This window comes from Plantactinospora soyae (assembly GCF_014874095.1).
GTDB classification, from domain to species: domain Bacteria; phylum Actinomycetota; class Actinomycetes; order Mycobacteriales; family Micromonosporaceae; genus Plantactinospora; species Plantactinospora soyae.
Genome location: NZ_JADBEB010000001.1, coordinates 6035204 through 6060473 on the forward strand (window position 1 = coordinate 6035204; position 25270 = coordinate 6060473).

Sequence of the window (25270 nt, forward strand, 5' to 3'; positions counted from 1 at the left end):
CAGGGCACCGGTTCGGCCCGGCGTCCGGCTGTCGCTACTTGACTCGCGTCCCGTCATCCGTCGCGACGGGCATCGGCTCAGTGGCAGGCGAAGCGGCAGCCACTGCGGCGGGCTGAGGGCCGGCGGCAGGTTTCCGGGATCTGGCGAACCGGCGCATCATCGGCCGTTCCACGCCGATGTGAAGCAACGATGCAAAGCCGAGCGTCGCCAGGTAGGCGCCGACCATCACGGCCAGCGCAGCGGCGACACCGAAGCCGCTCGGAGACATGTTCCCGGCACCGTACAAAACCAGGATGTGAATGAGGTAGAAGGCGAAGGACGTGTCGCCCAGCCAGCCGGCGACCCGCCCGCGCAGCGGTGAGCGGTGCCCCTCGACGTCCGCCCGGGCCGCGGCAGCCACCAGCAACGCGAGCGGGATGACCATCGCCGCGACCACCGAGTAGAGCAGCGGCACGACCTCGGAAACGCCGTAGAAGGCCAGCGTGACAAGTGCGGCGGCGGGCAGGCTCAGCCTGATCCACAGCCCCCGCATGACGAGCTGGGCGATGACGATCCCGAGGACGAAGTCCAGCATCCGGATCAACGGGAACTGTTGTACGAACCAGAACTGCGGAAATGCCGCGTCCGCGTAGGTGTACGTCGGCTCGTCCGGAAGGAACGCCGTGGAGACGAGGGGTGCGACAAGCATCGCGGCGACAATGCCACCCACGATCGACCAGAGCCAGGCAGCGGAGAGCCTTCGGACGCCGGCGAGCAGCCACGGGAACGATGCGTAGAAGAAGATCTCACAGCTCAGCGACCAGCTCGGCGGATTGACTCCGTTGAAGATGAACTCATCCGGAATCCAGCTCTGCACCAGCGTGACGTTCGCCAGCGTCGGCCACAGCGGCGCGCCCCCTCGTACCAGGACCAGAAGAACGATGAACACGGCACAGACGACCAGGTGGTTCGGCAGGATCCGGGCGGCCCGACGGCGCCAGAACCGGCGATTCGGCTCGTGGTCGGGAGCCGACCAGGTCAGGACGAAACCGCTGAGGATGAAGAAGAAGCCGAGCGCGGCAGATCCGGTACGGCTGAGAACGGCGTACCACCAGTCGTCAACGCGCTCGTCGGCGAAAAAGCCGAACAACGTCGTGTGGGAGAAGAAGACCGTGACCGCGGCGATCCCCCGCAAACCGTTAAGCGTCGGCAGCTGCCGGGCCATACGTCCCGCCTGCTGTGTCATCGGCAGCCACCCTCCGTCGTTTCAGACATTTCCTGTCTGCGTACCGGCCGGCGCGTCCGGAACGCCTCCTCCGCGATGTCGGCCGCGCGCCGCACGCCGTCCAACTCCGCGATCCGGCGTTTGTAGTGCTGCGCCTTCACTCGGTAGGAAGGGTCGCCGCTCACCTTGTCGATGGCCGCCCGCAGCCGCGCCGGAGTCACCTTGTGCACCGGGATGAACTCGCCCGCGCCGAGGTACTTGAGCCGGGCGGCCACGCCCGGCTGGTCGTTCCCCACGGGCAGCGCGACCATCGGCACGCCATGCGCAAGCGCTTCCAGTGCGGTGTTGATTCCGGCGTGCGTGATCACGAGAGACGCCCGCGCCAGCAGATCGAGCTGTGGCGCGTACCGGACCACGATCGGGTTTCCGGCAAGGCCCGTCGGCGGCTCGACGTCCGTGCTGCCGAGGGAGATGACCAGTTGTGCGTCGAGTCCCGCACAAGCCCTGGCGATCGCCTGGAATATGCGCGGGAGGCGGTTCTGGAGGGTACCCATCGACGCGTAGATCAACGGACGGTCGTCGAGCTGCTCCCACGGGAATGACACCGGCTCGGTGCTGTCCTCGTCATGGAACGGCCCGGTGTAGTGGAACGAGTCCGGCAGGCGGGTGCGTGGGAAGTCGAAGAACGGCGGCTGCTGGGTGATCTGGGCAAGATCCGAGCCGTCGTTCACGCCGTTGACGGGCGGCAGGCCCCACGCGGCGCGACGTTCGTTGATCCGTTGCAGCACCGGCCGGATGACCCAGGCGATCACCTGGTCGCCCAGCATGTTGCGCACCCGCGCGAGCAGCGAAGGATGGTACGGCCACGCCGTCATGAACGGCGGCACACCGGGCTCGGTGTTCAGCGCGAGCGCGTTGCACACGTTCACGACCGGAATGTCGAGGTGTTCCGCGACGGAGTTGCCAGCGCCGTAGACCTGGTCCACCAGCAGCGCGTCCATGCCGTGCCTCTGCGCCAGGACCGGCAGATCCCGCAGGAGAACCTCGACCTCGCGCACGTACCCGCGGACTATGAAACGTATCGCGGCCAGGCCGGTCAGCCGGCCCTGCTCCTCGGAGAAGCGCGCAAGTGAGCCAACCGGAAACTCACGCTCGCCGATCGGTGCGAAGGCGAACCCGGCCGTGAACGACTTCGTTCCGGCGTCCGGCAGGGAAACCAGGGTGACCCGGTGGCCCCGCCGAAGTAGTTCTCTGCCGAGCGTGGCCATCGGGCTGAGTTGGCCGGTGTAGTCGGGAACCACGAGTCCGATGTGGAGCATGTTCGGGGCAGGCACGTGTCGCTCCCTTGCTGGGTTCATACCACCGTCATCAGGCACGACGGATGTATCGAAAACTCGGCCGGGGTGTATCCGACGATCTCGCCGTCGACCTCTACCGGCAGCGGGCTGTCCGCGTCGACGCCCACGGTGCGGACCTCCTGTCGGTGGATCGCCGGATGTCCCGCAGCGGCACCGCGGAACACCTGCCACATCAGCCCGGCCACGCCGACGCGGCCGACACCCGCCACCCGCACCGCGTCCAGGTATCCTGCCCGTGGGGGCTGTGTGCGGCCGAAGGTCAGCCCACCGGCGAAGTACGGCACTTTGAGTACGGCGAGATTGGTGATGCTCTGGTTGGACGGTTCGCCGTCGAGTTCCAACCGCACCGCGACGGGCCGCCAGCGAGCCAGCGTCCGGATGCTCGACGCCATCTCGGCGAGTTGGAGGTTGAGCCGCTTGAGCACCCGGTTGGCCGGTGTCTTCTCGGTGAACCGCTGTCCGATCACGCTGATCAGCCCGACCGTACAGCTGACGAGGAAGTACCGGTGGTCCCGCGTGCCGTCGGGTCGGGTGAAGGTCACCGTACCGACGTCGGTCTCCCGGTCGCGGGTGCGGTCGAGCAGGCCACCGAGGTCGGTGACCGGCCGCAGGCCACGAGCGAAGTCGTTGCAGGTACCAGCCGGCACGTACGCCAGCCGTACCTTTTCCCCGCCCCCCTCCAACACCCCGTTGGCAACCTCGGACAGCGTGCCGTCGCCACCGATCGCCACCACGGTGCCGTACCCGTCCTCGACTGCCTGGCGCCCGAGGGCGATGCCGTGCCCGGCATAGCGGGTGGACCAGCACTCCGCCTCGGGTAGTTCCGCGGCGATCCGCTGCACGATCGTGCCCCTGCGCTGGACTCCGGACGTGGGGTTGATGATGCAGACGACCGGGTCGTTCTCATCGGCTGCCATGCGCCTGCTCCATTTCCAGTTCCACCATGGCGTGGCTCAGGGCCTCCGCGAAGCCGTACCGGGGTGAATAGCCGATCGACCGGATCCGGCCGACGTCGTACCGCATTCCCCCGGCGACGGACCGAACCGCGTAGCGGGTGAGCAGCGGTCGGCCGGATCTGATGCCGATGCCGGCCATCCCGGCGAGTTCGGACAGGGCTCCCGCGGCCAGGGCCGCGCTGAAGGGGATCGAGGAGGTCGGCGGCCTTGCCCCGATCCGTTCGGCCACCGAGGCGAACAGTTGCCCCAGGGTCAGGCCGTACGAGTCACCGACGATGAACCGGCCACCGGCGCAGCTGGGAGTGGTGCCGGCCAGCACGATCGCGTCGGCCAGGTTCGCGCTGTACGTCAACTCGATCGGGGGTACGCCGCGGTCGAACTGGACGAGCTTGTTGGCGCGCAGCCCGCGCACGAGCTCGGGCAGGAAGTTGCGGTCGCCGGGGCCGAAGACCCAGGCGGGGTACACCACAGTGACATCAAGACCGTTCCCGTGGTACGACCACGCCAGGTCTTCGCCGGCGGCTTTCGACAGCGGGTATGGGTATCGCGGCACGCGCCGCGTCGACGCCTCGTCGATGACCCTTCTGGCGTTGAAACCGAAGACGTCGACGGTGCTCAGATAGACGAATCGGGAGACGCCGCAGCGCCGCGCCTCGTCCAGCACCGCCCGGGTGCCGTCCCGGTTCACCTGCCAGATGCGAGGGCCAGGTCGCCAGTCGCTCAGATCGGCGGCCGCGTGCACCACGAGTTCGACGTCCGCGCAGGAGCCGCGCAGCGACTCCGGGTCGGTCAGGTCACCGAGGTGCGCCGCGTACGTCGCGTGGTCCGGCGCGGGTGCCCGCACCAGCCCGCGTACCGACCAGCCCTCTTCCCGCAGGGCGGCGGCGACCGCGCGGCCGACGCAGCCGGTGACACCGGTCACCAGCGCGAGACCAGAACCCATCACGAATTCCCCGCCAGCAGGGCACGCAGGTCCGCGAGCAACGACCCGGCCGGGTCGAGTGCCCGCATGTGCGTCAGCAGGTTCCGCAGTTCCTGGCGCTTGCCTGACTCGTCGATCAGCAGCAGCTCCGGACCGGCGGCGAGGTGTCCAACGCGGAGGGGATGCAGTCCGCGTTGGGACAGCGCCCGAGAGCACGGCTCCGCGTCCGCTGGATCGATCGCGTACAGCAGCTCGAATTCGCCCCACTCGGCGGCAGCCGAACACCACCGAGGCAGGCGCGCCGATTCGGCGACGGCGGAGACGATCGGCGCGTACACCTCGTCGCGCAGCACCACCTCGGCCCCCAGGCCGTTGAGCTCGGCGAGGCTGACCGCCGCGCTCAACAGACCGTCGCTGGTATCGATGCACGCCCGGGCGTAGCGGCGCAGTGGCTCGCACGCGGCCACCCGCGCCTCAGGCAGCCACGGCTGGCCTGCCCCCGTACCGTCCAGTGCCAAGGCACGGAATCCGACCGCGTTGCCGGCTCCGATCGGGCCGGTCACATACAGCGCGTCGCCGGGCCGAGCACCCATCCGGCTCAGGACGGATCCGCGTGGGACGGTTCCCAGGGCGCACGAGGTGAAGCTCTCCTCGTTGGCCCAGTTGGTGTCGCCGCCCACGATGTGGCAGCCGTACCGCTCGGCGGCCTCGGATGCGCCGCGCCCGAATTCGCGGGCATCCTCGAGGGTCCAACTGTCTGGGCGCAGCGAGCAGGAGACCAGCACGGCGACCGGGTCGGCGGCCACCGCGGCGAGGTCGCTCACGCTGACGGTGGTGGTCAACCATCCCTTCGCGTACGGCGTGGTGGCGGTAGCCAGTTCGGCTCCCTCGTTCAGCGTGTCGACCGTAACCGCCAGGAGCCCGGCGGTACCCAGATCGAGTAGTTCGGCATCGGCCTCGAAGGCGTTGTTGAGTTGCTGTGGCGACCGGGCCATGCACTCGCGCATCGCGATGATCAGGCTGGCCTCGGCCGCGTTCAGGGACTGCCGGTTCCCGGCGGTAGAGGTCATGTCATGCCTGCCGGGAGGACTGGGTCGTACGCAGCGTCAGCTCCAGGTAGGCCATTATCGGAACGGTGGCGAGGAGGAAGAGCGTCGGTCGGTGCAGCGCGCCGAGCGACAGGAAGAACAGTGTGGTCGCCCGGATGAACCAGACCAGCGCCTCGTACGCCCGGGTCTCTGGCGCCCGGTTGAGTGTCACGAGGCTCTGCGTGAACCCGAGCGCGGATGCGACGAGCAGCACCCAGCAGGCAATCTCGGCGTAGGCACCCGCACGACCGGCGTCCGCCACGGCGGCTATGCCCGCCGCTATCACCGCCACAACCGGAAATATCACCGCAATCCGGCTGGAGGCCCTGGTGCCGATGGCCACCGGCAGCGTGCGATAGCCCGCGACCCGGTCGCCCTCGATGTCCTTGAAGTACCCGACGAGGCAGAAGCCGCTGAACGCGACCGCGACGAGCGCGGTCTGGAACCAGGTCACCGCCGGGATGTCGAGCCATCCTGCGTCGGGTCGGACGGCCACGGCGCCGAGTACCGTGAACAGCGCCATGTCGACGCCATTGACGAGATTGCCCAGCATGGGGATGCGCTTGGTCCAGGAGTAGACCAGGTGCCCACCGATCGCGATGACACTCCATAGCGCCAGCGTCGGTGCGACCACGATGGCTACCACCATCAGGGCTGCGGACAGCGTGAGCGTCAGCGCCAAGCCGATGTGGGGGTTTATCAGCCCAGTAACGAACGGGCGGTCCGGGGCATTGACCGCGTCGGCCTCGCGGTCGAACCAGTCGTTGATGACCACGCCGACGCCGTATCCCAGCGTGCAGAACAGCAGCCCGATCACGATACTCGCGGCGCTGGCCCCGACCGGCGGCGCTGTCATGCCGACCAGACCTGCCGACAGCGAGAAGGGCACGAAGTGGAACCGCCACATCCGCGCCCATGCGACCACCAGATCCCGGGTCCTGACTGCGGGTTCGAGCTGGTTGACGGTCATTGGTCCTCCAGGGGCATCAGGTCGCCGACCTCGGCGAACGCGGCGACGACGCGCTTAAGCTGCTCCGGTGTGTGCGTGGTGGAGAAGCTCGCTCGCAGCCGAGGCGAAGCCGCCGGGGGGATGACCGCATTGACATACACGCCGCGGTCCAGCAGGTTGCGCCACGTAAGCAGGGTCTGCTGCATGCCGTCGAGCCGTACAGACACGATCGGCGTTTCACTCGGGATCGGGTCGTAGCCCAGGGCCGTGAGCTCGCGACGCACGTACGACGCGTTCTCTACCGCCTGCCGGCACAGCCACGGCTCCGCCTGCAGGATGCGCAATGCAGCGTACGCGGCGGCTAGGCTGGCCGGTGGGGCGGATGCGCTGAAGATGAGGCTGCGCGCGTGGTGGCGCAGGTATTCGATAACATTCTCTGGGCCGAGCACGGCACCGCCGATCGACGCCAGCGACTTGCTGAAGGTGACCGTGACGAGGTCGACCTGATCGGTGACGCCGAAGTGCGCGCTGGTGCCCCGGCCATCGGCTAGCACGCCGATGCCGTGTGCGTCATCGACGAGCAGGCGGGCACCGTACTGCCGGCACAGCCGTACCACCTCGGTCAGCGGGCACAGATCGCCGGCCATCGAGTACACCCCGTCCACGACGACCAACCGGCCGGCGTCCGAGGGGCTGGCTGCCAACTGTCGCTCCAGGTCGTCCATGTCGTTGTGGGCGAACCGTCGGGTCTTGGCCAGGCTCATGCCGCAGCCGTCGTAGACCGATGCGTGCGCTTCGCGGTCGAGGATGACCACGTCGTGACGCGACAGCAGCGATGCGATCACGCCGACGTTTGCCTGGTAGCCGGTCGGAAACACCAGTGCCGCCGGCATGCCGAGGAAGTCGGCCAGCTCGTGCTCCAGCTCTTCGTGTAGTGGCGTATTGCCGTTGAGCAGCCGCGAGCCCGTCCGCGACGTGCCGTACTCTTCGATCGCCGCCTGCGCCGCCGCTTTCACGCGCGGGTCAGAGGTCAGCCCGAGGTAGTTGTTCGAGCCACACATGAGGATGTCGCCGTCGATTGTCTGCGCGACGGTCGCGTCGTGCCCCTCGAAGGGAATGAAGTACGGGTAAAGCTTGGCTGCGCGAGCCTCCTGGCTCTGGGTGTATGACTGGCAGCGACCGAAGATATCCACTGTCACCACGGTTCGCGAAACCCCTCTCATCTGGTGCCTCGTGTGCATCGGGCCGTTCGGCGGACCTGCTGCTCCAGTAGTCGGCAAAACCGCTCTAGACAGTGGCGCACCGGCGATAGAAATCGGCCAACACGTAGCCGCCGTGCGGAGGGAGGTAGGCGGTCGTCTCTCCCACCCGCTGGCGCCACCAGCTTGCAGGCTGAGCCAGCACAGGACGCCGCGGCTCGACTCGGTGAACCGCAGCGCGAGGGCGATCCTCGTCCCCGGCAGAGTGGTGGCGGCTTGGTCGCAGAAGACGGCCGGAGGTGCTATTGATGCGCCTGGCCCGGCCGTCCCGCCCGACGAGCGACGGCACCGACGCGGCTCCCGGCCTTGGACACGCCGCCGGGTGCGATGCCGGCGGTCTTGCTGGCATCGCCGTCTGACCACTCTGGAGTTGAGGAGGCAAGCCGGGCCACCGCGGCCTGCAGTTCGGTTCAAGGCTGACGCACACCAGCCGACATCAGGCCAATAGGCTCGTGAAGATCGACGCTAGTCTTGTCGGCTTGTTCCGTAGCGCTCCTCGGGAACCAAGGTAAGAACCCAGGGATGCGGCGCTATAGCAGCGCAGGAAAAGTGGCGTTGCGGTGGCAGCGCATAGATCATTGATCCCCCGTTCCGCTGTTTACATCCATCAGCGGCGATCGCTTGACGATCTCTCTGGAGCAGGATGCTACGCCGGATCCGCAGCGCGAGTCCAGTCCACTTCTGTTATCGGATCCTCCCAGCCACTGCGCCCGTGCTGCCTTCCAGGTAGCTTGAGCCAGGTGGCAAGCGAGAGGGTGAGATCAAGCGCCGTCTCAGTCCGTTGGACAAGATCAACGAATAGTCGTCAGTGAAAGCGGTCTCGCACTGGGGCGCCGCCTCGTGCGACAGTGCCGCCGCGGATCGGCTGTACCAACGGGTAGTCAGTGGTGGCAGCCGGTTGCTGGGCTCGCTGAATCCTCAATGGACGGTGTCGTGGTGGCTCGCTCGCAGAGTGACCTGGCCGGAATGGACGTGAACGCCCTTCTTTGTCCCAGTTGACGTCATGGTGTGGTCGGCGAAATCTCCGGGTGGATGTGGATAATGGTTGATCGTGGCACATCGCAGCAGACTCTCGACGATCTTGATTGACGTACCACGCGGTGAGGTGCCTGCAGCTGCCGCCTTCTGGTCGAAAGCCCTCGGTGTGCCTGCACGTACAGTTCCCGATGAGCAGCAGTTCACCTCTCTACACGGCGCACTGCCCGGGCTGGTTCTGGCAGTACAAGCCGTGGATGACCAGGCTCGGTACCACGTCGACATCGAGACCGACGACGTTGAGGCAGAAGCCCGCCGGCTGATCGCCCTCGGCGCCGTCGAGGTCGGCCGCTGGCTAGAGTGCATAACCTTACAGGCCCCGGGCGGTCACCTCGTATGCGTCATCCCGTGCCACATCGATCCGGAGACCTTTGAGCCTCTTGCCCAGGCGTGGGAGTAGATGCGCTGATCACGGGTTGCTCGCGGTGCCGTCGATGCGAAGCACCGAGGCGACCTCGCCGGCGATCAGGCATACGTGGAGTCGCTGCTGGACCGGTGGTACGAGATGGGCTGACCCACGCGACGTCGATGACACGAGTCCGTGGTCGGACGCGCGCCCGTGATAACGAAGTGGTGACTTAAAAACAGGCCCGCGTAGGCCGCGACGAGGTCGTCCGAGGCTGTCGATCGGGCGACGTCGGCTGCCCACATTCCGAGGTGGACCGCCGCGCCGACCCTGACCGCACACACCGCACCGGCCACCGATGGACGCTACGCACCGTGGCGGCGATCATCGGAAACCCCCGCTATACCGGTCGGCAGGTGTGGAACCGGCTACGCGCCGACCACAACCCATTGGATACGGCAGGTGACCTGCTCGCCGGGCGGACGCCCGCCGCTGGAACGCGACCCAACAGTGGGTGATCTCCACAGCGGTTCGCGCCGCCCATCCGATTCGTCCGGCGGGCGCAAACGGCGCTGAAGCGCCGCGTGACCCCGGTCTTTCAGCAACGTCAGGTAGAAAGCTCATAGCTTTCGTCGCAGAGTTGGCGCCGCATCTGACCTAGGTTCGCCGTAGAGGAAGGACAACAGCACGAAGCGCCGGCCCGCGGTCACATCGAGCACCTCGTGCAGATGGGCACAAGAGAAGACGAGCGCCGTGCCCGCGTCGGGCCGGTAGAGGTGGTTGCCGTACTCCGGGAAGCGCAGCTGTCCTCCGTCGTAGTCGTCGTTGAGGTTCAGCGTGAGCGCGAACACCCGGTGCCGCGTAGACGGCGTCAGGTTGTCACGGTGTGGCCGGAAGAAGCCGCCGGTGGCGGCGTCGTAGCAGGCGATCTTGAACCCCTCGAAACGGGTCGCCTGGAACGCGAACGCCTTGCCGACCTCAGGCAGTACCCGGCGGCCCACCACCGAGGTCAACTCCCGCAGCAGGTCACGGTCGTCGACGGTGTGATCGCGACGCCGCTTAACGCTCGAGTCGAGGACATCGCCGCCGGCCCGTGCCACGCCCGTGTCGGTTCCGCCGTCGCGCTCCCACACCTGCATCAGCCGATCCCGGTGCGCCGTATCGAGGGCGCGGGGTAGCAACAGCACCGGAGCCTGCGCCACCACCTGCACCGTGCGATCGCGGTGCACTGCGGCGTCGAGCAGCTCGACGACCCGGCCCGCCAGGCCGTCTCCGACAACGACACCGACCACGCGCAGATTCGGGTCAAGCACGATCGCGGTCAGTTCTCCGGCCGCCACCCCGTAGACCTCGGCAACCGCGCCGTCGCGGTCGGACCACATCGGCATGCCGGAATCGCCCGCGGGCCCTTTCGACGTGACACAGCACAGTGCCACGTCGTCACGGGCCGCCAGCCGGCCGATGAGATCGACCAAACGCGGATCATCGCCGTCGCTGTCGAAGACCACCGCAGTGGGGCGGCCGCCAGCGTGCGCATAGAACCGCGCACGCACGCCAGACTGGCCGATCAGAACAAAGTCGGCGGCACGCTCTCCGACACCGAGCCTTCCGCGACTGCCCACCCGCACCTCACCACCTTGGATCCGGGAATTCTACGCCGAGCGCGAACGAGACCGGTCCACTCGGTTCACGAACCGATCGTCAAGCCGACGGCGTCGTCCGCAACCGCAGGGTGCGAGCCGCCTCGCCTGGCTCGGGGAGCCCGACCTCATCTGGCGCCGCGCGGGCGCACTGGAAGGCATGAACTTCCGTTACCCTACGTATACGTCCGGCACGCCCCTGGCGAGAAGAGTTCGTCCACGAGGTCACGCATGCCTCACTGTATGACGCTGTTGTGGTCGGCCGGTACCCCGCCGGCGTCAGCTGCGGAGACTGAGTAGCAGTCGTCTTCTTCTCTGCCATGACGTGGTACTTCCCGGACAGGATCAACGTCCTGTCCGACGGACCACACCCGAGCCAAACACGGAAATCTACGTCGTCCCGAGCCAGGTACGGCTCGAAGTACAGCCCCTGTGCCTCCGTCGAGTGAGGTGGCCGCGAGGGTACAACCGGACGCCTATCCTCCTAGGATGCTTAGGGGATGTGCTCAGCGCTACATGGCACCGAGCATCGCGTGCGACGCGAGCAAGGATGCGTCGGCGCGATGGGGCACTGCCTCTGGTGCCGCATACAGTGCGCGGCGAGGTAGTCTAGACAGCTAGGCATGATCGGCGGATACTGGCGGCCGATGACTTCCACCGACCCGATCGGCACCGTCGAGACCGTGCTGGGGCCGGTCGACCCCACCGCACTCGGCGCGGTCGACGCCCACGAGCATTTGTTCCTGCGTACCCCCGCGCTGCCCGGGGACGACTTTCACGACCTCGACCAGATGGCGGCCGAGGCAGCGGACGTACGGCGGTCCGGCATAGCGACCATCGTCGAACTAACCCCGGTCGGGCTGGGCCGCGACCCGCGGAAGCTGGCGGAGTTGAGCCGGCGCACCGGCGTCCACGTGGTGGCGTCGACCGGCTTCCATCGCGACGCCCACTACCCGGCCGGCCACTGGGTCTACCGGGAGCCGGTCGAGACGCTGGTGGAGGTCCTGACGACCGACCTGGTCGACGGCATGGACGCGCGCGACTGGCAGGGACCCGTACCCGATCCGACGCCGTACCGCGCGGGGGTGGTGAAGGTCGGCGGGTCGTACCAGCAGATCAGCGCGGCCGAGGCGCGGCGGTTCACGGCCGGCGGGCAGGCGGCGGCACGCACGGGAGTCGCGGTCGCCGTGCACTGTGAGGTCGGCACGACGGGGCACGAGGCCCTGGACCGGTTGGCCGACGCGGGCCTGCCGTCCGACCGGGTGATGCTGGCGCACCTCGACCGCAATCCCGACCCGGCGCTGCACGCAGCGCTGGCCACCCGTGGCGCCTATCTGCTCTACGACACGGTGGGCCGGGTGAAGTACCGGCCCGAGTCCGCGTTGATCGCGTTGATCGCCGACCTGGTGGCGGCCGGGCACGGCGACCGGATCCTGCTCGGCACCGATGTCGGCCGCCGGGGGATGCTGCGGGCGTACGGCGGCGGGCCCGGCATGGACGTGCTGGGCACCACCTTCCTGCCCCGGCTCGTCGGCGCGCTGGGCCAGCCGGTGGTGGACCGGATCATGCACGACAATCCCGCGCGCGTGCTCACCCGGCGCGGCAACTGAGCCGGCGGCGGGTGAGCCGGCCCGGTCAACCGGCCGGCGGCTGCCGCAGGAGTTCGACGTCGAAGAGGTAGCGACCGCCGACGTACCGTGACTCGGTGAACTCGAGCGGGGCCTCCGACTGGTCGTGGATCGTGCGCTGCTCGACCAGGAGCGGCGCGCCGACCGCCACGCCGAGCAGGTCCGCCTCGTCGGCGTCCGCTGCCGCCGCGGTGAGCGTCCCGTAGGCCAGCGTCGGCACCCGCCCGATCCGTTCCAGCGCGGTGAACAGCGACGTGCTGGCCAGGTCGGCGGTGAGGACGCCGGCGCAGACCGCCGGCAGCCGGACCTGCTCCACCGCCATCGGCACGTTGTCGGCCAGGCGCAGCCGGCGGATCGCCACCACTGCGCTGCGCGGCGGCAGTCGCAGCGCGAGGACCTCGTTGCCGACCCCGGTGCGGACCCGGGCGTCGAGCACGACCGAGCTCGCGGTGAGCCCCCGGCGGCGCATCTCGTCGGTGAACGAGAGCAGCGTATTCATCCGCCGGTGCACCGGCACCTGGGCGACGAACGTGCCGCTGCCGGAGACCCGGTAGAGCAGCCCGTCGGCGGCCAGTCGCTGCACCGCCTGGCGGGCCGTCATCCGGCTCACCCCGAACCGTTCGCACAGTTCCGCGTCGGAGGGCAGATGATCGCCGGGCTTCGCCTCGGCGATCATCTGCCGGAGTTCCCGCTCGATTACCTGGTAGGCGGGGGTGGTGGCTGCCATGGGTTGCTCCCGGACGCGACGGTTGGACCTTGACTATCTCGCGGTCAAGGGTATGTTCGCAGCTGTCTAGACAGATAGTCAGCCCTGGGGAGCGACGACATGAGCGAGCGAATCACCATGCTCAGCGGGTCGGTGCTTTATCACGGCGCGAAGCGAAGCGGAGCGCCGGCATGAGCGTGGTTCTCGGCATCGATCTCGGCGGCACCGCCCTCAAATGGGCCGTCCGCCCGCCCGATGCCACGGCCCGCGACCTGATCGCCCACGGCAGCATGCCCACCGGCGCCGACCGCACCGCCATCGTCGCCGCCATGACCGACCTCGTCCACCGGGTCGACGTCGAGCACGGACGGGTCCACGCGGTCGGGGTCGGCGTCCCGGGCCACGTCGACCGCGCCACCGGTGTCGTCCGGTTCCTGCCCAACGTATCCGGCGACTGGGGCGGGTTCCCGCTCGGCGCCGCGCTGCGCCGGGACACCGGCCGGCCGATCACCGTCCTCAACGACGCGCGGGCCTTCTGCCTCGCCGAGCTGACCATGGGCGCGGCGCGGGGACGCCGCGACGCGCTCTTCCTCACCCTGGGCACCGGCGTCGGCGGCGGCGTGGCCGTCGGCGGCCGGTTGCTGGTTGGCTCGGACGACCGGCTCGGCGAGATCGGGCACCTGACCTACGACCGGAGTGGGCCGCGCTGCGGCTGCGGCAACCGCGGCTGCCTCGAACTGTACGCGAGCGGGCCGGCGCTGGTGCGTGGCCTGCGGGAGCGCACGGGACGCCGGCCGGACAGCCCCCGGGCCGTGGTCGCCGCCGCCGACGCGGGCGATGGGCCGGCCGCCGAGGTGCTGGCCCGGGCGGGCCGCGCCATCGGCGAGACGCTCGCCAGCCTCTGCGCCGTGCTGCCGGCGGAGGTGGCCGTCATCGGTGGTGGCGTGGCGGCCGGGCTGCCCGCGCTGCGCCCGCACATCGAGCGGGCGCTGGCCGAGCGGGCCGAATTCATCGGACCCGTCGCGGTCGTCGCGGCCGCGCTCGGGCCGATGGCCGGCGCGCTGGGGGCCGCCCTCGCCGCCTCGAGCCACCCAGACGAGCCCTCGGGACGGGCCGCGACTGGGCGGTCACACCGTGCCGATGAACCGGAACGCCGATCAACCTGAATGGAGACGACGTGAACTGGATACGGCGAGCGAGCGAGGTGCTCGACGCGATAACGCGGACGCAGGGCGACGCCATCGAGGCGGCGAGCCGGCTCTGCGCCGCGGCGATCGGCGGCGGCGGTGTGGTGCACACCTTCGGCAGCGGACACTCGCGGATTCCGGTGGAGGAACTCTTCCCCCGGTACGGCTCGTACCCGGGCTACCACCCCATCGTCGAACTCTCGATGACGTTCCACACCCAGATCGTCGGCGCCAACGGCCAGCGGCAGGCCATGTTCATCGAACGGATGGAGGGCCTCGCCGAGCAGATCCTGGCCAACTTCACGCTGCGGTCCAGCGACGCGCTGATGGTGTTCAGCGCGACCGGCCTGAACGCGGTGCCGATCGAGATGGCCATCCAGGCCCGCAAGGCGGCAGTGCCGGTCATCGCCGTCACCTCCCTGGCGTCGACGCACGCGGCACCGGCGAGGCACAGCTCGGGGACCCGGCTCGCCGACCACGCCGACGTCGTCATCGACCTCTGCACGCCGGCCGGCGACGCCCTGTGCGACGTCGACGGCAGCGACGTCCCGGTCGGCCCCGGCAGCACCCTGGCCGCAGTGGCGATCGTCAACGAGATCAAGGTCCGGGTCGCCGAACTGCTCGCGCCGGCCGGCACCCTACCGCCGGTGCTCACCAGCGCGGCGCTGATCGGGGCCGAGGAGAGCCAGCGACGGTTCGAGGCCGCCTATCTCGACCACGGCACCCGAGCCGCTGCGGTGCTGCGGGGTGCACGGTGAGGGTGCTGGTGTGCGGCGCGACCGGCGGCATCGGGTCGGCCTGCGTCGACCTGCTGGCGGGGCGGGGTGACCAGGTGGTCGGCGTCGACCGCGACTCCATCGACATCACGGTCCCGGGTGGCGCCGAGCGGGCCGTCGCGTACGCGCTCGAGACGCTGGGCGGGCTCGACGGCGTGGTGCACGCGATCGGCATGTCGGGACGGCGCCTCGGTGACGGGCCGGTCAGCGTGTGCACCGACGACGGGTGGCGGGAGGTTTCGCGGGTCAACCTCGACTCGGTCTTCTGGCTACTGCGCGCATGCCTGCCCGTGCTGTCGGCGAACGGCGGCGGCTCGGTGGCCGTGGTGGGCTCGGCGCTCGCCCGCGCCCTCGACGCCGACTTCCTCACCGCGGCGTACGCGGCGAGCAAGAGCGCGGTCGAGGCACTGGTCCGGGTGGCCGCATTCGAAGGCGCGTCCGCGGGCGTACGGGTGAACGTCGTGGCGCCTGGCCTGGTCGACACGCCGATGGCGAGCCGGGCGGTGGCCGACCCGCGGATCAGCGCCCGGCTCGGCTCGCTGATGCCGCTGGGCGGCACCGTGGTGGCCCCGCGTGACGTCGCCGAGGCGGTCGGCTGGCTGCTCGCCCCGGAGTCCGCGCGGGTGACCGGTGCCGTCGTCCCGGTCGACGGCGGGTGGACGCTGCGATGACGCCGATCGAGTCGACGGACGGGCTGCCGGAGATCTGGAGCGGCGACGTCGCCGTCGTCGGGGGCGGCTCGGCCGGTTGCGCGGCGGCGGTCGCCGCGGCGCGGGCAGGCGCCCGCACCCTGCTGATCGAGGCCGCCGGGTTCCTGGGCGGCACCGGCGCCGCGGTGCTGGATACGTTCTACGGCTTCTACGCCCCAGGCGCGGCCGGCGAGCGGGTCGTTGGGGGCGTCGGCTGGGAAGTCGCGCGGCGCCTCCTCGACTCCGGCGACGCCTTTGAACGCCCGAACACCTACGGCGCCGGGACCGGGGTCACCTACGAGCCCGAGGCGCTCAAACTCGTCTGGGACGACCTGACCGAGGCGGCCGGGGTCGCCGTGCTGCTGCACGCCACGCTCACCGGCGTCGTCGGCGAGGGCCGGCGGGTCACCGGGCTGGTGGTCGCGACCAAGGCGGGCAACCGGCTGGTCCGCGCGAGCGCCGTGGTCGACGCGAGCGGCGACGCGGAGGTCGCCTGGCGGACCGGCGCCGCAGTCGAGCGACCGTCGGCCGAGCAGCGCGTCCAGCCGCTCACCGCCACCTTCCGGCTCGGTGGCGTCGACACCTCGGCGCTCTCCACCAAAGAGTTGCACCGGCGGATGGCCGAGGCGGCGGACTCCGGCCGGTATCGGCTGCCCCGCCGGGAGGGCTCGGTGCACCGCACCGTCCTGCCCGGCGTGGTGCACACCAACCTCACCCGGGTCAGCGGCGTCGACCCGACCGACCCGTGGCAGCTCGCCCGGGCCGAGTCGCAGGGGCGCGCCCAGGTCGCCGAATATGTTCGCTTCCTGGTCAACGAGGTCCCCGGCTACGAGGCTGCCTACCTGCTCTCCACCTCGGTGCGCATCGGCGTGCGCGAGACCCGTCGGCTGGTCGGGCGGTACGTGCTCACCCGCGACGACGTCCTGGCGGCCCGCGACTTCCCCGACGCGGTCGCCCGCTGCGGGGCGCCGGTCGAGGACCACGACGGTGGCGAGTCGACGATCTGGGCGTACGTCGGCGGGCGCCCGTCGGGGCAGACCTACGGGGTTCCGTTCCGCTGCCTGCTGCCGGTGGAGTTAGACAATCTCGCGGTCGCCGGGCGCTGCCTGTCGGCCACCCACGACGCGCACGCCTCGGTCCGGTCGATGGCGCAGTGCATGGCGCTCGGCCAGGCCGCCGGCACTGCGGCGGCGATCGCTGCGGACGGCACCGTCGCAGGGCTCGCGGTCGAGCGGTTGCGGGACCGGCTCCAGGCGGTCGGAGCCATCGTCTAGGCATCCCGGGGCGAGGCGTGGGCCAGGTGTTGCGTGAGTTTTCGACGCCGGCTACTACCTGGTCGAGGTGCCTACGCGGCGCACGAGAACCGGGCGTCCGACGTGCCGTTCCGGGTCACCCACGCGTTCGGCACGACAACCGTACGGGTCGACCAGCGGGCGGCGGGAACACCGGATCCACGCGGCGGCAACTGGGCCCGCCTCGGCGTCTTCGCGTTCGATTCCGGAGCCGGCGCGAAGGTGGAGCTGAACGGCAACGCCAACGGTTACGTCGTCGCGGACGCCGTACGGCTGCGGCGATTCTGACGCGGTGATCCCGGGCGCCGTCCGGTCGCAATGGCAGGGCGGCGCCCGGGTGTGGGGTCAGCGCCGGAGGAACCGCACCGCGTCGGCGATGACGAACCCGTCGGCGTCGTCACTGAGTTCCACCGAGCCGTCGATCCCGGCGGCGAAGGTGAAGACGCCGAGCGAGACCCACTCGCCGCCGCGCGGCTCCGGGACCCCTCGCACCTTCTGGTCGACGGGTACGACGTCCGTGCCCTCGGCGTGGTGCACCGTGTAGGGGGCGTTCGTGGCCCGGTTCGACGCCGCAGGATAGGAGACCAGCACCTCGTACCGGCCGTCGCCTGGCAGGGCGGGCCGCCAGCCTACGACGTTGCCGCCGATACCGGCCGGCCGGGAGAGATAGTTCGACCCGTGGTAGCCGGCGACTCCGGTGCCCGCCGTCCAGGTGCCGCCGGAGACGGTGCTGAACCCCTGCTCGCCGTTGTCGACGGTCACCTCCTCGCGGACGTCCGCCCCCGGGCCCTCGATCAGGCTCAGCTCGTCGAGGCTGACCCGGGTACCGCCGCCCCGACCGGCGCCGACGAGCGTGAAACGGACCCGGGACCGGCCCGGGCGCAGTCGGACCGTCCCGAGGTTGACCACGTCGTAGCCCTCGGAACTCTCCGCCGTCGTGTCGACCGTCGACCGGCGTGGCCGTACCCCGTCGATGGTCACCGCGACCACGCCACCGTCGACCGGTCGGTAGTACCGCAGCACGGCCTCCCGCTCGCCGCCCCGACCGACCGTGATCGGGTACTCGATGAAGTCGCCGATCGCCGTCGGGGTCCAGACGGATCGGGCGGCCCGGCTGCCACCCCGGGCGGTGGGCTCCCGGACCACCGCGACGGTACCGCCGGACCGGCGGGCGCCCTTGACGGTGCCGCCGAGGTCGTAGGTCCGCTCGTCGAGTCCCGGGCCGGTCGCCAGGCTGTCCCGCCCCTGGGTCAGCCACTCCAGGTTGAACCGGGCCACCGCCACCCGGCGGGGCGCGCTGGGAATGTCGCCGTCACACCCGTACAGCAGCACGATGGTGCCGTCGGAGAGCCGGGCGAGGTCGGAGTAGTAGGACCGCTTCGGGTTCACCACCCGGCTGTACCGGAACGAGTAGCCCTCGTCGTAGCTCACCGACACGGTCAGGTTCCAACGCATCGGCGAGTCCGGCCGACTGAACAGGATCCGGTCGACCTCCCGGCTACCCGGGCCGCCGGTGTACCGGGACAGCCCGGCGTCGACCGCGTTGAACACCCCGGTGGAGCCGTCGAGTTTCGCCGGTGACCAGGTCAGACCCCGGTCCTCGCTGACCGAGACGATCCGTTGCCGGTTACCGCCAGCGGCGGCCCGCCCGTTGATCAGGACCGTACCGTCGCTGCGCTGCACCACCCGCGCCTCGTTGATCGGGTAGTCCACCGACACCGGCACCTCACCGGTCGCCTGCCAGGTACGACCGTGGTCGTCGCTGTAGACCGGGGCGACGCCGTAGAACCGCTGCGCCACGGTGTTGCCGACGATGACCCGCCGGTGCAGCACGTTGAGCAGCAGTCTGCCGTTGTCCAGTTGGATGCCGTGTCCCGGGCCGGGCCCGTGCAGCGCCCACTCGTACGGGAAGTGGTCGAACAGGCCGGAGAGGCTGCGCGGCGTACTCCAGGTGACCCCGTCGTCGCGGCTCGACACGACGAAGAGGTCGCCGCTGTCGCCTGAGCACGAGGTGTTCTCCGGCAGCCGCAGCGAGAGCATGTAGAACAGGAACACCTCACCGGTGGTCCGGTCGACGACCAGTGCCGGGTTGCCCCACGACTGACCGTCGACCGATGGCACCACGGTCTGGGTCGGGCTCCACGTCTCGCCCCCGTCGGTGCTGCGTCGCAGCAGCAGGTCGCGCGGGCCGGCGTCGCAGACCTCGTGCCGGCCCTCGGTGGCGGCCAGGATCGTGTCGTTCGGCAGCACGGCCAGGCCGTGCACGTGGTAGTTCTCCAGCGGGTCGAGTTCGGAGTCCCACAATGTGGTCTCGGTGAAGAACGGGGCCGCAGGATGCGGGCGCTTCTCTTTGCCAGTGCCGGCGGCCGTGGCCGGCGGAGCGGCGCTGGCCGGGGTGGCGGCCAACGCGGGCAGGCCACCGACCGCGGCGGCCCCGGCCGCCAGCCCGAGGGTGAACTCTCTACGTCCGATCCGTTCGCGCGACATACTGCTCCTTGCCTGATGAGGGGAATTAGGCGTGGTGCGTCAACGGGACACGACGGTGATCCGGGAGCGGGCGGCGTACCGCGCCGGATCAGTCGGGGAATTTCACATGTCGGGGGCCGCTCACCGTGGGCTCACGCTGCGGCGGGCCGGCCCGACCGTGCTGCCGGGGACGATCGGGCAGCTGACGCTCTCGCGCACCACGGTCCGTTCCGCGTCGTCGAGCGAGCGGACCAGCAGGCGGGTGGCCACCCGGCCCATCTCCTGCCGTGGTACCTCCAGACCGGTCCACGCCACCTCGTCGCCGTGGGCACCGGTCGGGTCGCCGAGGACCACGATGCTCAGGTCCGCCGGAATCGAGAGCCCACGGCGGCCGGTGGCGCGCCGAACCTCCTCGGCGAGCAGTTGCTGTTCCGCGACGACGGCGGTGATGCCGGCGCCGACGACCTCCTCGACCAGGCCATCCACCTCCTCGGGCGACGCCAGCGTCCACACCGGACCGATGGGTCGCCGGGGTGCGCCGGCCCGCAGCGCCTGCCGGAAGCCCTTCTCCCGGTCGGTGCTGGGCTGCGCTTCGCCTTCGCCGAGGCGGGCGTACGCCACCCGCTCGTGGCCCCGCTCGAACAGCCGCTCGGTGAGCTCCCGGGTGGCCCTGGTGTAGTCGGCGGCCACATAGGAGACCGAGGCACCGGACACCTCGCGGTGTCCCACGTACACGAACGGGTAGCCGGAGTCGCGGAGCCGTTCGATCTCGTCGACATTGGGATTGCGGCCGAGTAGCAGCGCGCCGTCGGCCACCGTCAGCCGGGTCGCGCCGTCGCGGTACATTCGCCGCTCGCCGCCCACGCTGGTGAACAGCAGCAGGTCGTGCCCCAACTCGGCCGCCTCCTGCTCCATCCCCAGCAGGAACGGGAAGTAGAAGTCGACGCTGGTCGTCGGGAAGACCGGCTCGAAGGTGTAGACGCCGATGATCCGGTTCCGGCCGCCGGCGAGTGAGCGGGCCGAGGCGTTGGCGACGTAACCCCATTCGCGCATCACGGCCAGCACCCGGTCCCGGGTCTCCGGGCTGATCCGTGCCCCGGTGTCGCGCTCGTTGAGCACGAGCGACACGGTCGCCTGGCTGACCCCGGCAAGGCGCGCTATGTCGGCCTGGGTCGGCCGTCTCGGAACGCCATGCACCATCCGCGCCTCCTGCTAATGCGCTTAATACGCGCTTCGACATGTGGAGGCAAAGTTTCGGTTGTGTGCCAGAGCCGTGTCAATAGTGCTCACAGCTCATCTGCGGAACCGCAGGTCGGCGCCATGGGCCCAGTGCACTAATAGCTATTAGCAGCCACCTGCGGGGCGCGCGGACGCCGCGCCTGGTGGGGTCGACCGGGCCAGTTGCCGGCTCGGCGGGACAGTGGGCGCTCGCGTCGAACTCGTCCGACGGGGGACCGGCGCGGTGCCGCCCGTCAGGGCAGGGCAGCGCCCCGGGCGGCGACCCAGAGCGCGTACCACTCGTCGTGGCTGAGCTCGGGCTTACGCCGTACGGCGTCCCGGCAGGCCAGGATGCGGTCCGGCCGGGTGCTGCCGATGACCGGGGCGATGCGGGCCGGGTGGCGCTGCAACCACCACAGCACGATCGTCTCCGGCGTGGTGTCCTTCTGCCGGGCCAGCGTGCTGACCAGTTGCGCGGTGGCATGCTCCGCCGGGGTCTCCTGCCGGCCGGTGTAGCGCCCCTGAGCGAGCGAACCCCACGACTGGAGGTGGATGCCGTTGGCCACGCAGTGCTCGAGGGTGCCCAGCGGGAAGCCGTTCGTCGCCGCGGCGGGGGTGTTGACCAGCACGCCCGCCTCGACCCAGCCGCGCCGGCCCAGGCTCATCTCCAACTGGTTGGCGACGAGCGGCACGTCGAGGTGCCGTTGGAGGTGGGCGATCTGCGCGGCTCCCATGTTGGAGACCCCGAACTGGCGGACGAGGCCCTGGCGGTGCAGGGCGCTGAGCGCCTCGGCGATCTCGGCCGGGTCGGCCAGCGGATCGGGCCGGTGCAGGAGCAGTACGTCGATGACGTCGGTACGCAGCCGGGTGAGGCTCTCCTCGACGCGCTGCCGGATGACCGGTCCGCGCAGGTCGTACCGGCCGGGCCGGTCCTGGTCGGCGAGGCGGATGCCGCACTTGGTCTGGATGACGATGCGCTCGCGCAGCCCCGGCGTACGGTCGAGCACCGCACCGAACACCGCCTCGGACCTGCCCTGCCGATAGATGTCGGCGAGGTCGAACATCGTGATGCCGCAGTCCAACGCGGCGTTGACGGCCGCCTCGGCCTCGTCGACGTCCGCCGCACGAGCGGATTCGGCGGTCTTCGTCCCGCCGAGTCGCATCGCGCCGTAAAGCAGCGGTTCCGTCCGTACGCGTGAGTCCGTCACCTGGTCAGCCTAGGTCGGGCGGGTTGGCGAATCGGATCCGCATGGTATTGACGGGCCGATTTCACCGTTGTAACGTCCTCGCAACTCATGCGCATTAGTAACCGAAGGGAGGTGCCAGATGGGTCGACGGATCCGGCAGGCCGACATCGCTCTGAAGCTCGGCATCTCCCAGGCGACGGTGTCGGTCGTGCTCTCCGGCCGAGCCGGCCGGGACATCGCGATCAGCCCCGAACTGCGCGACCTGGTGCTGCGGACCGCACAGGACATGGGCTACCACGCCGACCCGGTGGCCCGCAGCCTCGCCGGAGGCCGCAATCACCTGCTCGGCGTCTTCACCTTCGAACCGGTGTTCCCCGTCGGGCAGCGCGACTTCTACCACCCGTTCCTCCTCGGCATCGAGCAGGAGGCGGAAGCCCAGCGCTACGACCTAGTCCTGTTCACCAGCGCGACCGACGGCGCCGGCCGGCGATCGATCTACGGCTCCGGCACCAACCGGCTCCGGCTCGCCGACGGGGGACTGCTGCTCGGACTGGCACCCGATCGCGAGGAGTTGGCCCGCCTCGTCCGGGAGCAGTTCCCGTTCGTCTTCATCGGCCGCCGGGACGTGCACGGCGCCGGACTGTCCTATGTGGCCGCCGACTACGTCGGGGCGACCGCGAACCTGGTCGGCGAGCTGATCGCGCTCGGCCACGAGAACATCTGCCTGGTCACCGGCACCGTCGACCTCGAGCCGACGGTCGACCGCAAGACCGGATTCGTCCGCGCCCACGAACTCGCCGGCCGGACCGTACGGCCCCGGTCGGTGTGGGAGGTCGAACCGGCCGGGATCGGGCCGGCGGAACTACTCTCCCGCCGTGACCAGGGCGTCACCGCGTACGCGGTGGAGGGCGCCGCCGACGGCGAGCTTGTGGGCGCCTTCCTGGCAGCCGCCGCGCAGGCGAATCTCGCCGTACCGGACGACGTGTCGCTGGTGGTGCTCGGCGACGTCGACAAGGACGGCGTGGCGCAGCGGTGCACCCGGTTCGCGGTCCAGCGCGAGGAAATGGGTCGACGTGCCGTCCGGCTGCTGATCGACAAGCTTGAAGCGAAGGATCCGTCCGAGGTGAGCCGGGTGACGGTGCCGTGCGTCGCGATCCCGGGCGACACCGTGGGCGTCCGGCGCGACCCCCGACCGACGGCGACCCCGCGCGGGCGTCCGGCGGTTCGCCCACCCCGGCGCAGGCCCGCGCCGACCGACCAGCCAGCGGACCGACCCAGCAGCTAGTCGACCCGGCGCAGACTGACCCGACAGCCAGACCGAGACAGTCAGCTTCGAAGCGCGACGGTGCCGCCCAGCGGTACCCGCACGCGCGGTATAGGCGGTTACTAATGCGCATAAACGAAAATGTGTTCAGGGAGGTGACACGGAAATGACTCAGGTGGTGCTGCGGCGGCTCGTCAGCGCAGTGATCGTGATGTGGGGTGCCGCCAGCCTGATCTTCCTGATCATCCGGCTAGCGCCCGGCGGACCCGCACTGGTGCTGCTGGGTCCGGACGCGCAGCCCGAAGACGTGGCCGAGCTGAGCGCACGACTGGGCCTCGACCGGTCGCTGCCGGAGCAGTACCTGGCCTACCTGCGGGACGTGTCAAGGCTGGACTTCGGCGACTCCTACCGGCTGGGCCAGCCGGCGATGGAGGCGGTCCTCGGCCGGCTGCCGGCGAGCCTGGAACTCGCCGCCGCCGCGGCGGTGATCGCCGTCTGCGTCGGGCTGGTGCTCGGCCTCATCGCCGGATACCGCCGGGGCGGCGTCGTTGACAGGGTGACCTCGGCGTTGACGATCGGCCTCCAGGCGTTCCCAACGTTCTGGGTCGGGATCATGCTGATTCTGCTCTTCGCGCTGGTGTTGCGGGTACTGCCGAGTTCCGGTGTCGGCACCCCGGCCCACCTCGTGCTCCCCGCGGTGACGCTGTCCCTGCCGTTCACCGCGATCGTGGCGCGGCTGACCCGCAGCAGCCTGGTCGAGGAGATGGACGAGCCGTACGCCACGACGGCCCGCGCCAAAGGGCTCACCGACCGGCAGGTGCTGATCGGGCACGCCCTCCGTAACTCGCTCACCCCGGTCCTGACGGTGGTCGCCCTCCAACTCGGCGCGCTGATCGGCGGCGCCGTGGTGGTGGAGAACGTCTTCGCCTGGCCCGGACTCGGATCCCTGATCGTGTCGGCGGTCAACAACCGCGACTACGCGGTGGTGCAGGCGGCGACCCTGACGATCGCGGGAATCATCGTCCTGCTCAACCTGCTGGCCGACCTTGTCACCGCACGCCTCGACCCGCGCATCCGGCTCGGTGCCGCATGACCGGCCGCAGCGGGCGAATCAGTCGAGTCGGCGCGGACGATCCTCATGACGGCACGTGGCGAAGCGGAGTGATGGCATGAACGCGCCGCCGGTATCCGCCGCGGCGGAGACGGCGACGGTCGCCCCGGCGCGGCGGCGGCGCGGCCGGGTCCGGCGCGGCGGAGTGTGGATTCCGCTGAGCATCGTGCTGGTCTACGTGCTGGTCGCGCTGGTGGCGCCCGTCCTGATCGGGTACGACCACGTGGCGACGTCCGTCGTGGACCGCCTGCTGCCGCCCGGCGCGAGCACGTCGAGTGGGACTACCGCCTGGCTGGGCACCGACGGCCTGGGCCGCGACATCGCCGCGCAGATCGTGTATGGCGCACGGACGTCCCTTCTCGTCGCGACCGTGGCGGTGACGCTCTCGGCGGTCGTCGGGATGATCGTCGGCGCCGTGGCCGGCCTGATCGGGGGCTGGCTCGACGTGGTGCTGTCCCGGCTGATCGACGTCCTGCTCACGTTCCCCGGTGTGCTGCTGGCGATTGTCATCGCTGGTCTCTTCTCCCGCGGCCTGCTGACGGTCGTCATCGCGCTGTCGGTCACGGCCTGGACACCATTCGCACGGGTCGCCCGCAACGTCACGCTCAGCGTCAAGGAGCGTGAGTGGGTCAGCGCGGCCCGGCTGATGGGCATCCGCCGGCCGGCCATGCTGGTCCGGCACATCCTGCCGTTCGTCGTCCCGCCGATGGTGGCGATGGCGACGGTGGAGTTCGCGCTCGTCGTCCTCGCCGAGGCGGGCCTGAGCTTCCTCGGCATCGGGCTGCCGGCCTCCGTGCCCTCCTGGGGACAGACGGTGGCCAACGGCAAGGAGTACCTCGACACCGCCTGGTGGATTTCCGCGTCCCCCGGAATCGCATTGTTCGTGCTCGTCGTCAGCGTCGGGCTCCTCGGTGACCAACTGTCCGCGCGGCTCGGCCGGACCGGGCGGTCGACCACTTCATGAACCCCACCCCACCAGCACGGATTGG

General features: G+C 70.1%; 23 protein-coding genes. 11 read left to right on the forward strand and 12 right to left on the reverse strand.

The genetic code is table 11. The annotated features are described in order from the left end of the window. Positions 1–34: 34 nt before the first annotated feature. The 7 genes from H4W31_RS26300 to H4W31_RS26330 are packed head-to-tail and all read right to left on the reverse strand — an operon-like array spanning position 35 to position 7670. Positions 35–1225, reverse strand: coding sequence for an acyltransferase family protein (locus H4W31_RS26300; RefSeq protein WP_192769101.1), 1191 nt, complete (start codon positions 1223–1225; stop codon positions 35–37). After that, a complete protein-coding gene (locus H4W31_RS26305) occupies positions 1222–2538 on the reverse strand; it encodes a glycosyltransferase (RefSeq protein WP_318783414.1) in 1317 nt (438 codons plus the stop codon). Before H4W31_RS26305 ends, H4W31_RS26300 begins: the two co-directional genes overlap by 4 nt. A gap of 20 nt (positions 2539–2558) precedes the next feature. After that, on the reverse strand, positions 2559–3479 hold the full coding sequence (locus H4W31_RS26310; RefSeq protein WP_192769102.1) for a diacylglycerol/lipid kinase family protein: 921 nt from the start codon (positions 3477–3479) through the stop codon (positions 2559–2561). Further along, a complete protein-coding gene (locus H4W31_RS26315; RefSeq protein ID WP_192769103.1) occupies positions 3466–4461 on the reverse strand; it encodes an NAD-dependent epimerase/dehydratase family protein in 996 nt (331 codons plus the stop codon). Before H4W31_RS26315 ends, H4W31_RS26310 begins: the two co-directional genes overlap by 14 nt. Further along, positions 4461–5510 carry a thiamine-phosphate kinase gene (locus H4W31_RS26320; RefSeq protein WP_192769104.1) on the reverse strand — a complete coding sequence of 350 codons (1050 nt, stop codon included), beginning with the start codon at positions 5508–5510 and terminating at the stop codon, positions 4461–4463. The genes H4W31_RS26315 and H4W31_RS26320 overlap by 1 nt, the downstream gene beginning before the upstream one ends. Before the next feature lies 1 nt (position 5511). Then, positions 5512–6498, reverse strand: coding sequence for a UbiA prenyltransferase family protein (locus H4W31_RS26325; protein WP_192769105.1), 987 nt, complete (start codon positions 6496–6498; stop codon positions 5512–5514). After that, a complete protein-coding gene (locus tag H4W31_RS26330) occupies positions 6495–7670 on the reverse strand; it encodes an aminotransferase class I/II-fold pyridoxal phosphate-dependent enzyme (RefSeq protein ID WP_318783415.1) in 1176 nt (391 codons plus the stop codon). Before H4W31_RS26330 ends, H4W31_RS26325 begins: the two co-directional genes overlap by 4 nt. Before the next feature lie 1117 nt (positions 7671–8787). Between H4W31_RS26330 and H4W31_RS26335 the strand changes: the two genes are divergently transcribed. Both H4W31_RS26335 and H4W31_RS43120 read left to right on the forward strand, forming a co-directional pair. Beyond that, a complete protein-coding gene (locus H4W31_RS26335; RefSeq protein ID WP_192769107.1) occupies positions 8788–9171 on the forward strand; it encodes a VOC family protein in 384 nt (127 codons plus the stop codon). A gap of 320 nt (positions 9172–9491) precedes the next feature. Next, positions 9492–9635: a hypothetical protein gene (locus H4W31_RS43120; protein WP_318783416.1), complete on the forward strand. Its 144-nt coding sequence runs from the start codon at positions 9492–9494 to the stop codon at positions 9633–9635. Between the two features lie 102 nt (positions 9636–9737). Here the strand turns inward: H4W31_RS43120 and H4W31_RS44420 are convergent, their stop codons facing one another. Then, a complete protein-coding gene (locus H4W31_RS44420; RefSeq protein WP_318783417.1) occupies positions 9738–10745 on the reverse strand; it encodes a 2OG-Fe(II) oxygenase family protein in 1008 nt (335 codons plus the stop codon). Between the two features lie 659 nt (positions 10746–11404). Here H4W31_RS44420 and H4W31_RS26350 point away from each other — a divergent pair. Beyond that, complete coding sequence (locus H4W31_RS26350) at positions 11405–12367, forward strand: phosphotriesterase family protein (RefSeq protein WP_192769108.1); 963 nt, start codon at positions 11405–11407, stop codon at positions 12365–12367. Positions 12368–12392: 25 nt separating this feature from the next. On the opposite strand, the gene H4W31_RS26355 is transcribed toward H4W31_RS26350, so the two are convergent. Then, positions 12393–13112 (reverse strand): GntR family transcriptional regulator, encoded by a 720-nt coding sequence (locus H4W31_RS26355; protein WP_192769109.1) that lies wholly within the window; start codon positions 13110–13112, stop codon positions 12393–12395. A 170-nt stretch (positions 13113–13282) separates the two neighbouring features. On the opposite strand from H4W31_RS26355, the gene H4W31_RS26360 reads away from it, so the two are divergent. The 5 genes from H4W31_RS26360 to H4W31_RS26380 are packed head-to-tail and all read left to right on the forward strand — an operon-like array spanning position 13283 to position 17323. After that, positions 13283–14257 carry an ROK family protein gene (locus H4W31_RS26360; RefSeq protein WP_192769110.1) on the forward strand — a complete coding sequence of 325 codons (975 nt, stop codon included), beginning with the start codon at positions 13283–13285 and terminating at the stop codon, positions 14255–14257. A gap of 11 nt (positions 14258–14268) precedes the next feature. Next, on the forward strand, positions 14269–15036 hold the full coding sequence (locus tag H4W31_RS26365) for an SIS domain-containing protein (protein ID WP_318783418.1): 768 nt from the start codon (positions 14269–14271) through the stop codon (positions 15034–15036). Next, the gene (locus tag H4W31_RS26370; protein WP_192769111.1) at positions 15033–15725 is read left to right on the forward strand and encodes an SDR family NAD(P)-dependent oxidoreductase; all 693 of its coding nucleotides are present in this window, start codon (positions 15033–15035) and stop codon (positions 15723–15725) included. The genes H4W31_RS26365 and H4W31_RS26370 overlap by 4 nt, the downstream gene beginning before the upstream one ends. After that, positions 15722–17017 carry an FAD-dependent oxidoreductase gene (locus H4W31_RS26375; protein ID WP_192769112.1) on the forward strand — a complete coding sequence of 432 codons (1296 nt, stop codon included), beginning with the start codon at positions 15722–15724 and terminating at the stop codon, positions 17015–17017. The genes H4W31_RS26370 and H4W31_RS26375 overlap by 4 nt, the downstream gene beginning before the upstream one ends. A gap of 33 nt (positions 17018–17050) precedes the next feature. After that, positions 17051–17323, forward strand: coding sequence for a golvesin C-terminal-like domain-containing protein (locus H4W31_RS26380; RefSeq protein WP_192769113.1), 273 nt, complete (start codon positions 17051–17053; stop codon positions 17321–17323). Positions 17324–17380: 57 nt separating this feature from the next. On the opposite strand, the gene H4W31_RS26385 is transcribed toward H4W31_RS26380, so the two are convergent. The 3 genes from H4W31_RS26385 to H4W31_RS26395 form a co-directional block, all read right to left on the reverse strand. Continuing rightward, positions 17381–19522 (reverse strand): golvesin C-terminal-like domain-containing protein, encoded by a 2142-nt coding sequence (locus tag H4W31_RS26385; protein WP_192769114.1) that lies wholly within the window; start codon positions 19520–19522, stop codon positions 17381–17383. Positions 19523–19642: 120 nt separating this feature from the next. Further along, positions 19643–20701 (reverse strand): LacI family DNA-binding transcriptional regulator, encoded by a 1059-nt coding sequence (locus H4W31_RS26390; RefSeq protein ID WP_225945683.1) that lies wholly within the window; start codon positions 20699–20701, stop codon positions 19643–19645. Between the two features lie 272 nt (positions 20702–20973). Continuing rightward, on the reverse strand, positions 20974–21927 hold the full coding sequence (locus H4W31_RS26395) for an aldo/keto reductase (protein ID WP_318783419.1): 954 nt from the start codon (positions 21925–21927) through the stop codon (positions 20974–20976). A gap of 118 nt (positions 21928–22045) precedes the next feature. Between H4W31_RS26395 and H4W31_RS26400 the strand changes: the two genes are divergently transcribed. From H4W31_RS26400 to H4W31_RS26410, 3 genes are all read left to right on the forward strand, one after another. Continuing rightward, entirely contained in the window at positions 22046–23191 is a 1146-nt protein-coding gene (locus tag H4W31_RS26400; protein ID WP_192769115.1) for a LacI family DNA-binding transcriptional regulator, read from the forward strand. Between the two features lie 145 nt (positions 23192–23336). Further along, a complete protein-coding gene (locus H4W31_RS26405; protein ID WP_192769116.1) occupies positions 23337–24263 on the forward strand; it encodes an ABC transporter permease in 927 nt (308 codons plus the stop codon). Between the two features lie 76 nt (positions 24264–24339). Beyond that, complete coding sequence (locus H4W31_RS26410; protein WP_192769117.1) at positions 24340–25245, forward strand: ABC transporter permease; 906 nt, start codon at positions 24340–24342, stop codon at positions 25243–25245. Positions 25246–25270: the final 25 nt, after the last annotated feature.

Excerpts from the sequence above, each read along its gene's own strand:
- H4W31_RS26300 (WP_192769101.1), bottom strand. The coding sequence starts at position 1,225 with ATGACACAGCAGGCGGGACGTATGGCCCGGCAGCTGCCGACGCTTAAC.
- H4W31_RS26310 (WP_192769102.1), bottom strand. The coding sequence starts at position 3,479 with ATGGCAGCCGATGAGAACGACCCGGTCGTCTGCATCATCAACCCCACG.
- H4W31_RS26315 (WP_192769103.1), bottom strand. The coding sequence starts at position 4,461 with ATGGGTTCTGGTCTCGCGCTGGTGACCGGTGTCACCGGCTGCGTCGGC.
- H4W31_RS26320 (WP_192769104.1), bottom strand. The coding sequence starts at position 5,510 with ATGACCTCTACCGCCGGGAACCGGCAGTCCCTGAACGCGGCCGAGGCC.
- H4W31_RS26325 (WP_192769105.1), bottom strand. The coding sequence starts at position 6,498 with ATGACCGTCAACCAGCTCGAACCCGCAGTCAGGACCCGGGATCTGGTG.
- H4W31_RS26350 (WP_192769108.1), top strand. The coding sequence starts at position 11,405 with ATGACTTCCACCGACCCGATCGGCACCGTCGAGACCGTGCTGGGGCCG.
- H4W31_RS26355 (WP_192769109.1), bottom strand. The coding sequence starts at position 13,112 with ATGGCAGCCACCACCCCCGCCTACCAGGTAATCGAGCGGGAACTCCGG.
- H4W31_RS26360 (WP_192769110.1), top strand. The coding sequence starts at position 13,283 with ATGAGCGTGGTTCTCGGCATCGATCTCGGCGGCACCGCCCTCAAATGG.
- H4W31_RS26375 (WP_192769112.1), top strand. The coding sequence starts at position 15,722 with ATGACGCCGATCGAGTCGACGGACGGGCTGCCGGAGATCTGGAGCGGC.
- H4W31_RS26385 (WP_192769114.1), bottom strand. The coding sequence starts at position 19,522 with ATGTCGCGCGAACGGATCGGACGTAGAGAGTTCACCCTCGGGCTGGCG.
- H4W31_RS26390 (WP_225945683.1), bottom strand. The coding sequence starts at position 20,701 with ATGGTGCATGGCGTTCCGAGACGGCCGACCCAGGCCGACATAGCGCGC.
- H4W31_RS26400 (WP_192769115.1), top strand. The coding sequence starts at position 22,046 with ATGGGTCGACGGATCCGGCAGGCCGACATCGCTCTGAAGCTCGGCATC.
- H4W31_RS26405 (WP_192769116.1), top strand. The coding sequence starts at position 23,337 with ATGACTCAGGTGGTGCTGCGGCGGCTCGTCAGCGCAGTGATCGTGATG.
- H4W31_RS26410 (WP_192769117.1), top strand. The coding sequence starts at position 24,340 with ATGAACGCGCCGCCGGTATCCGCCGCGGCGGAGACGGCGACGGTCGCC.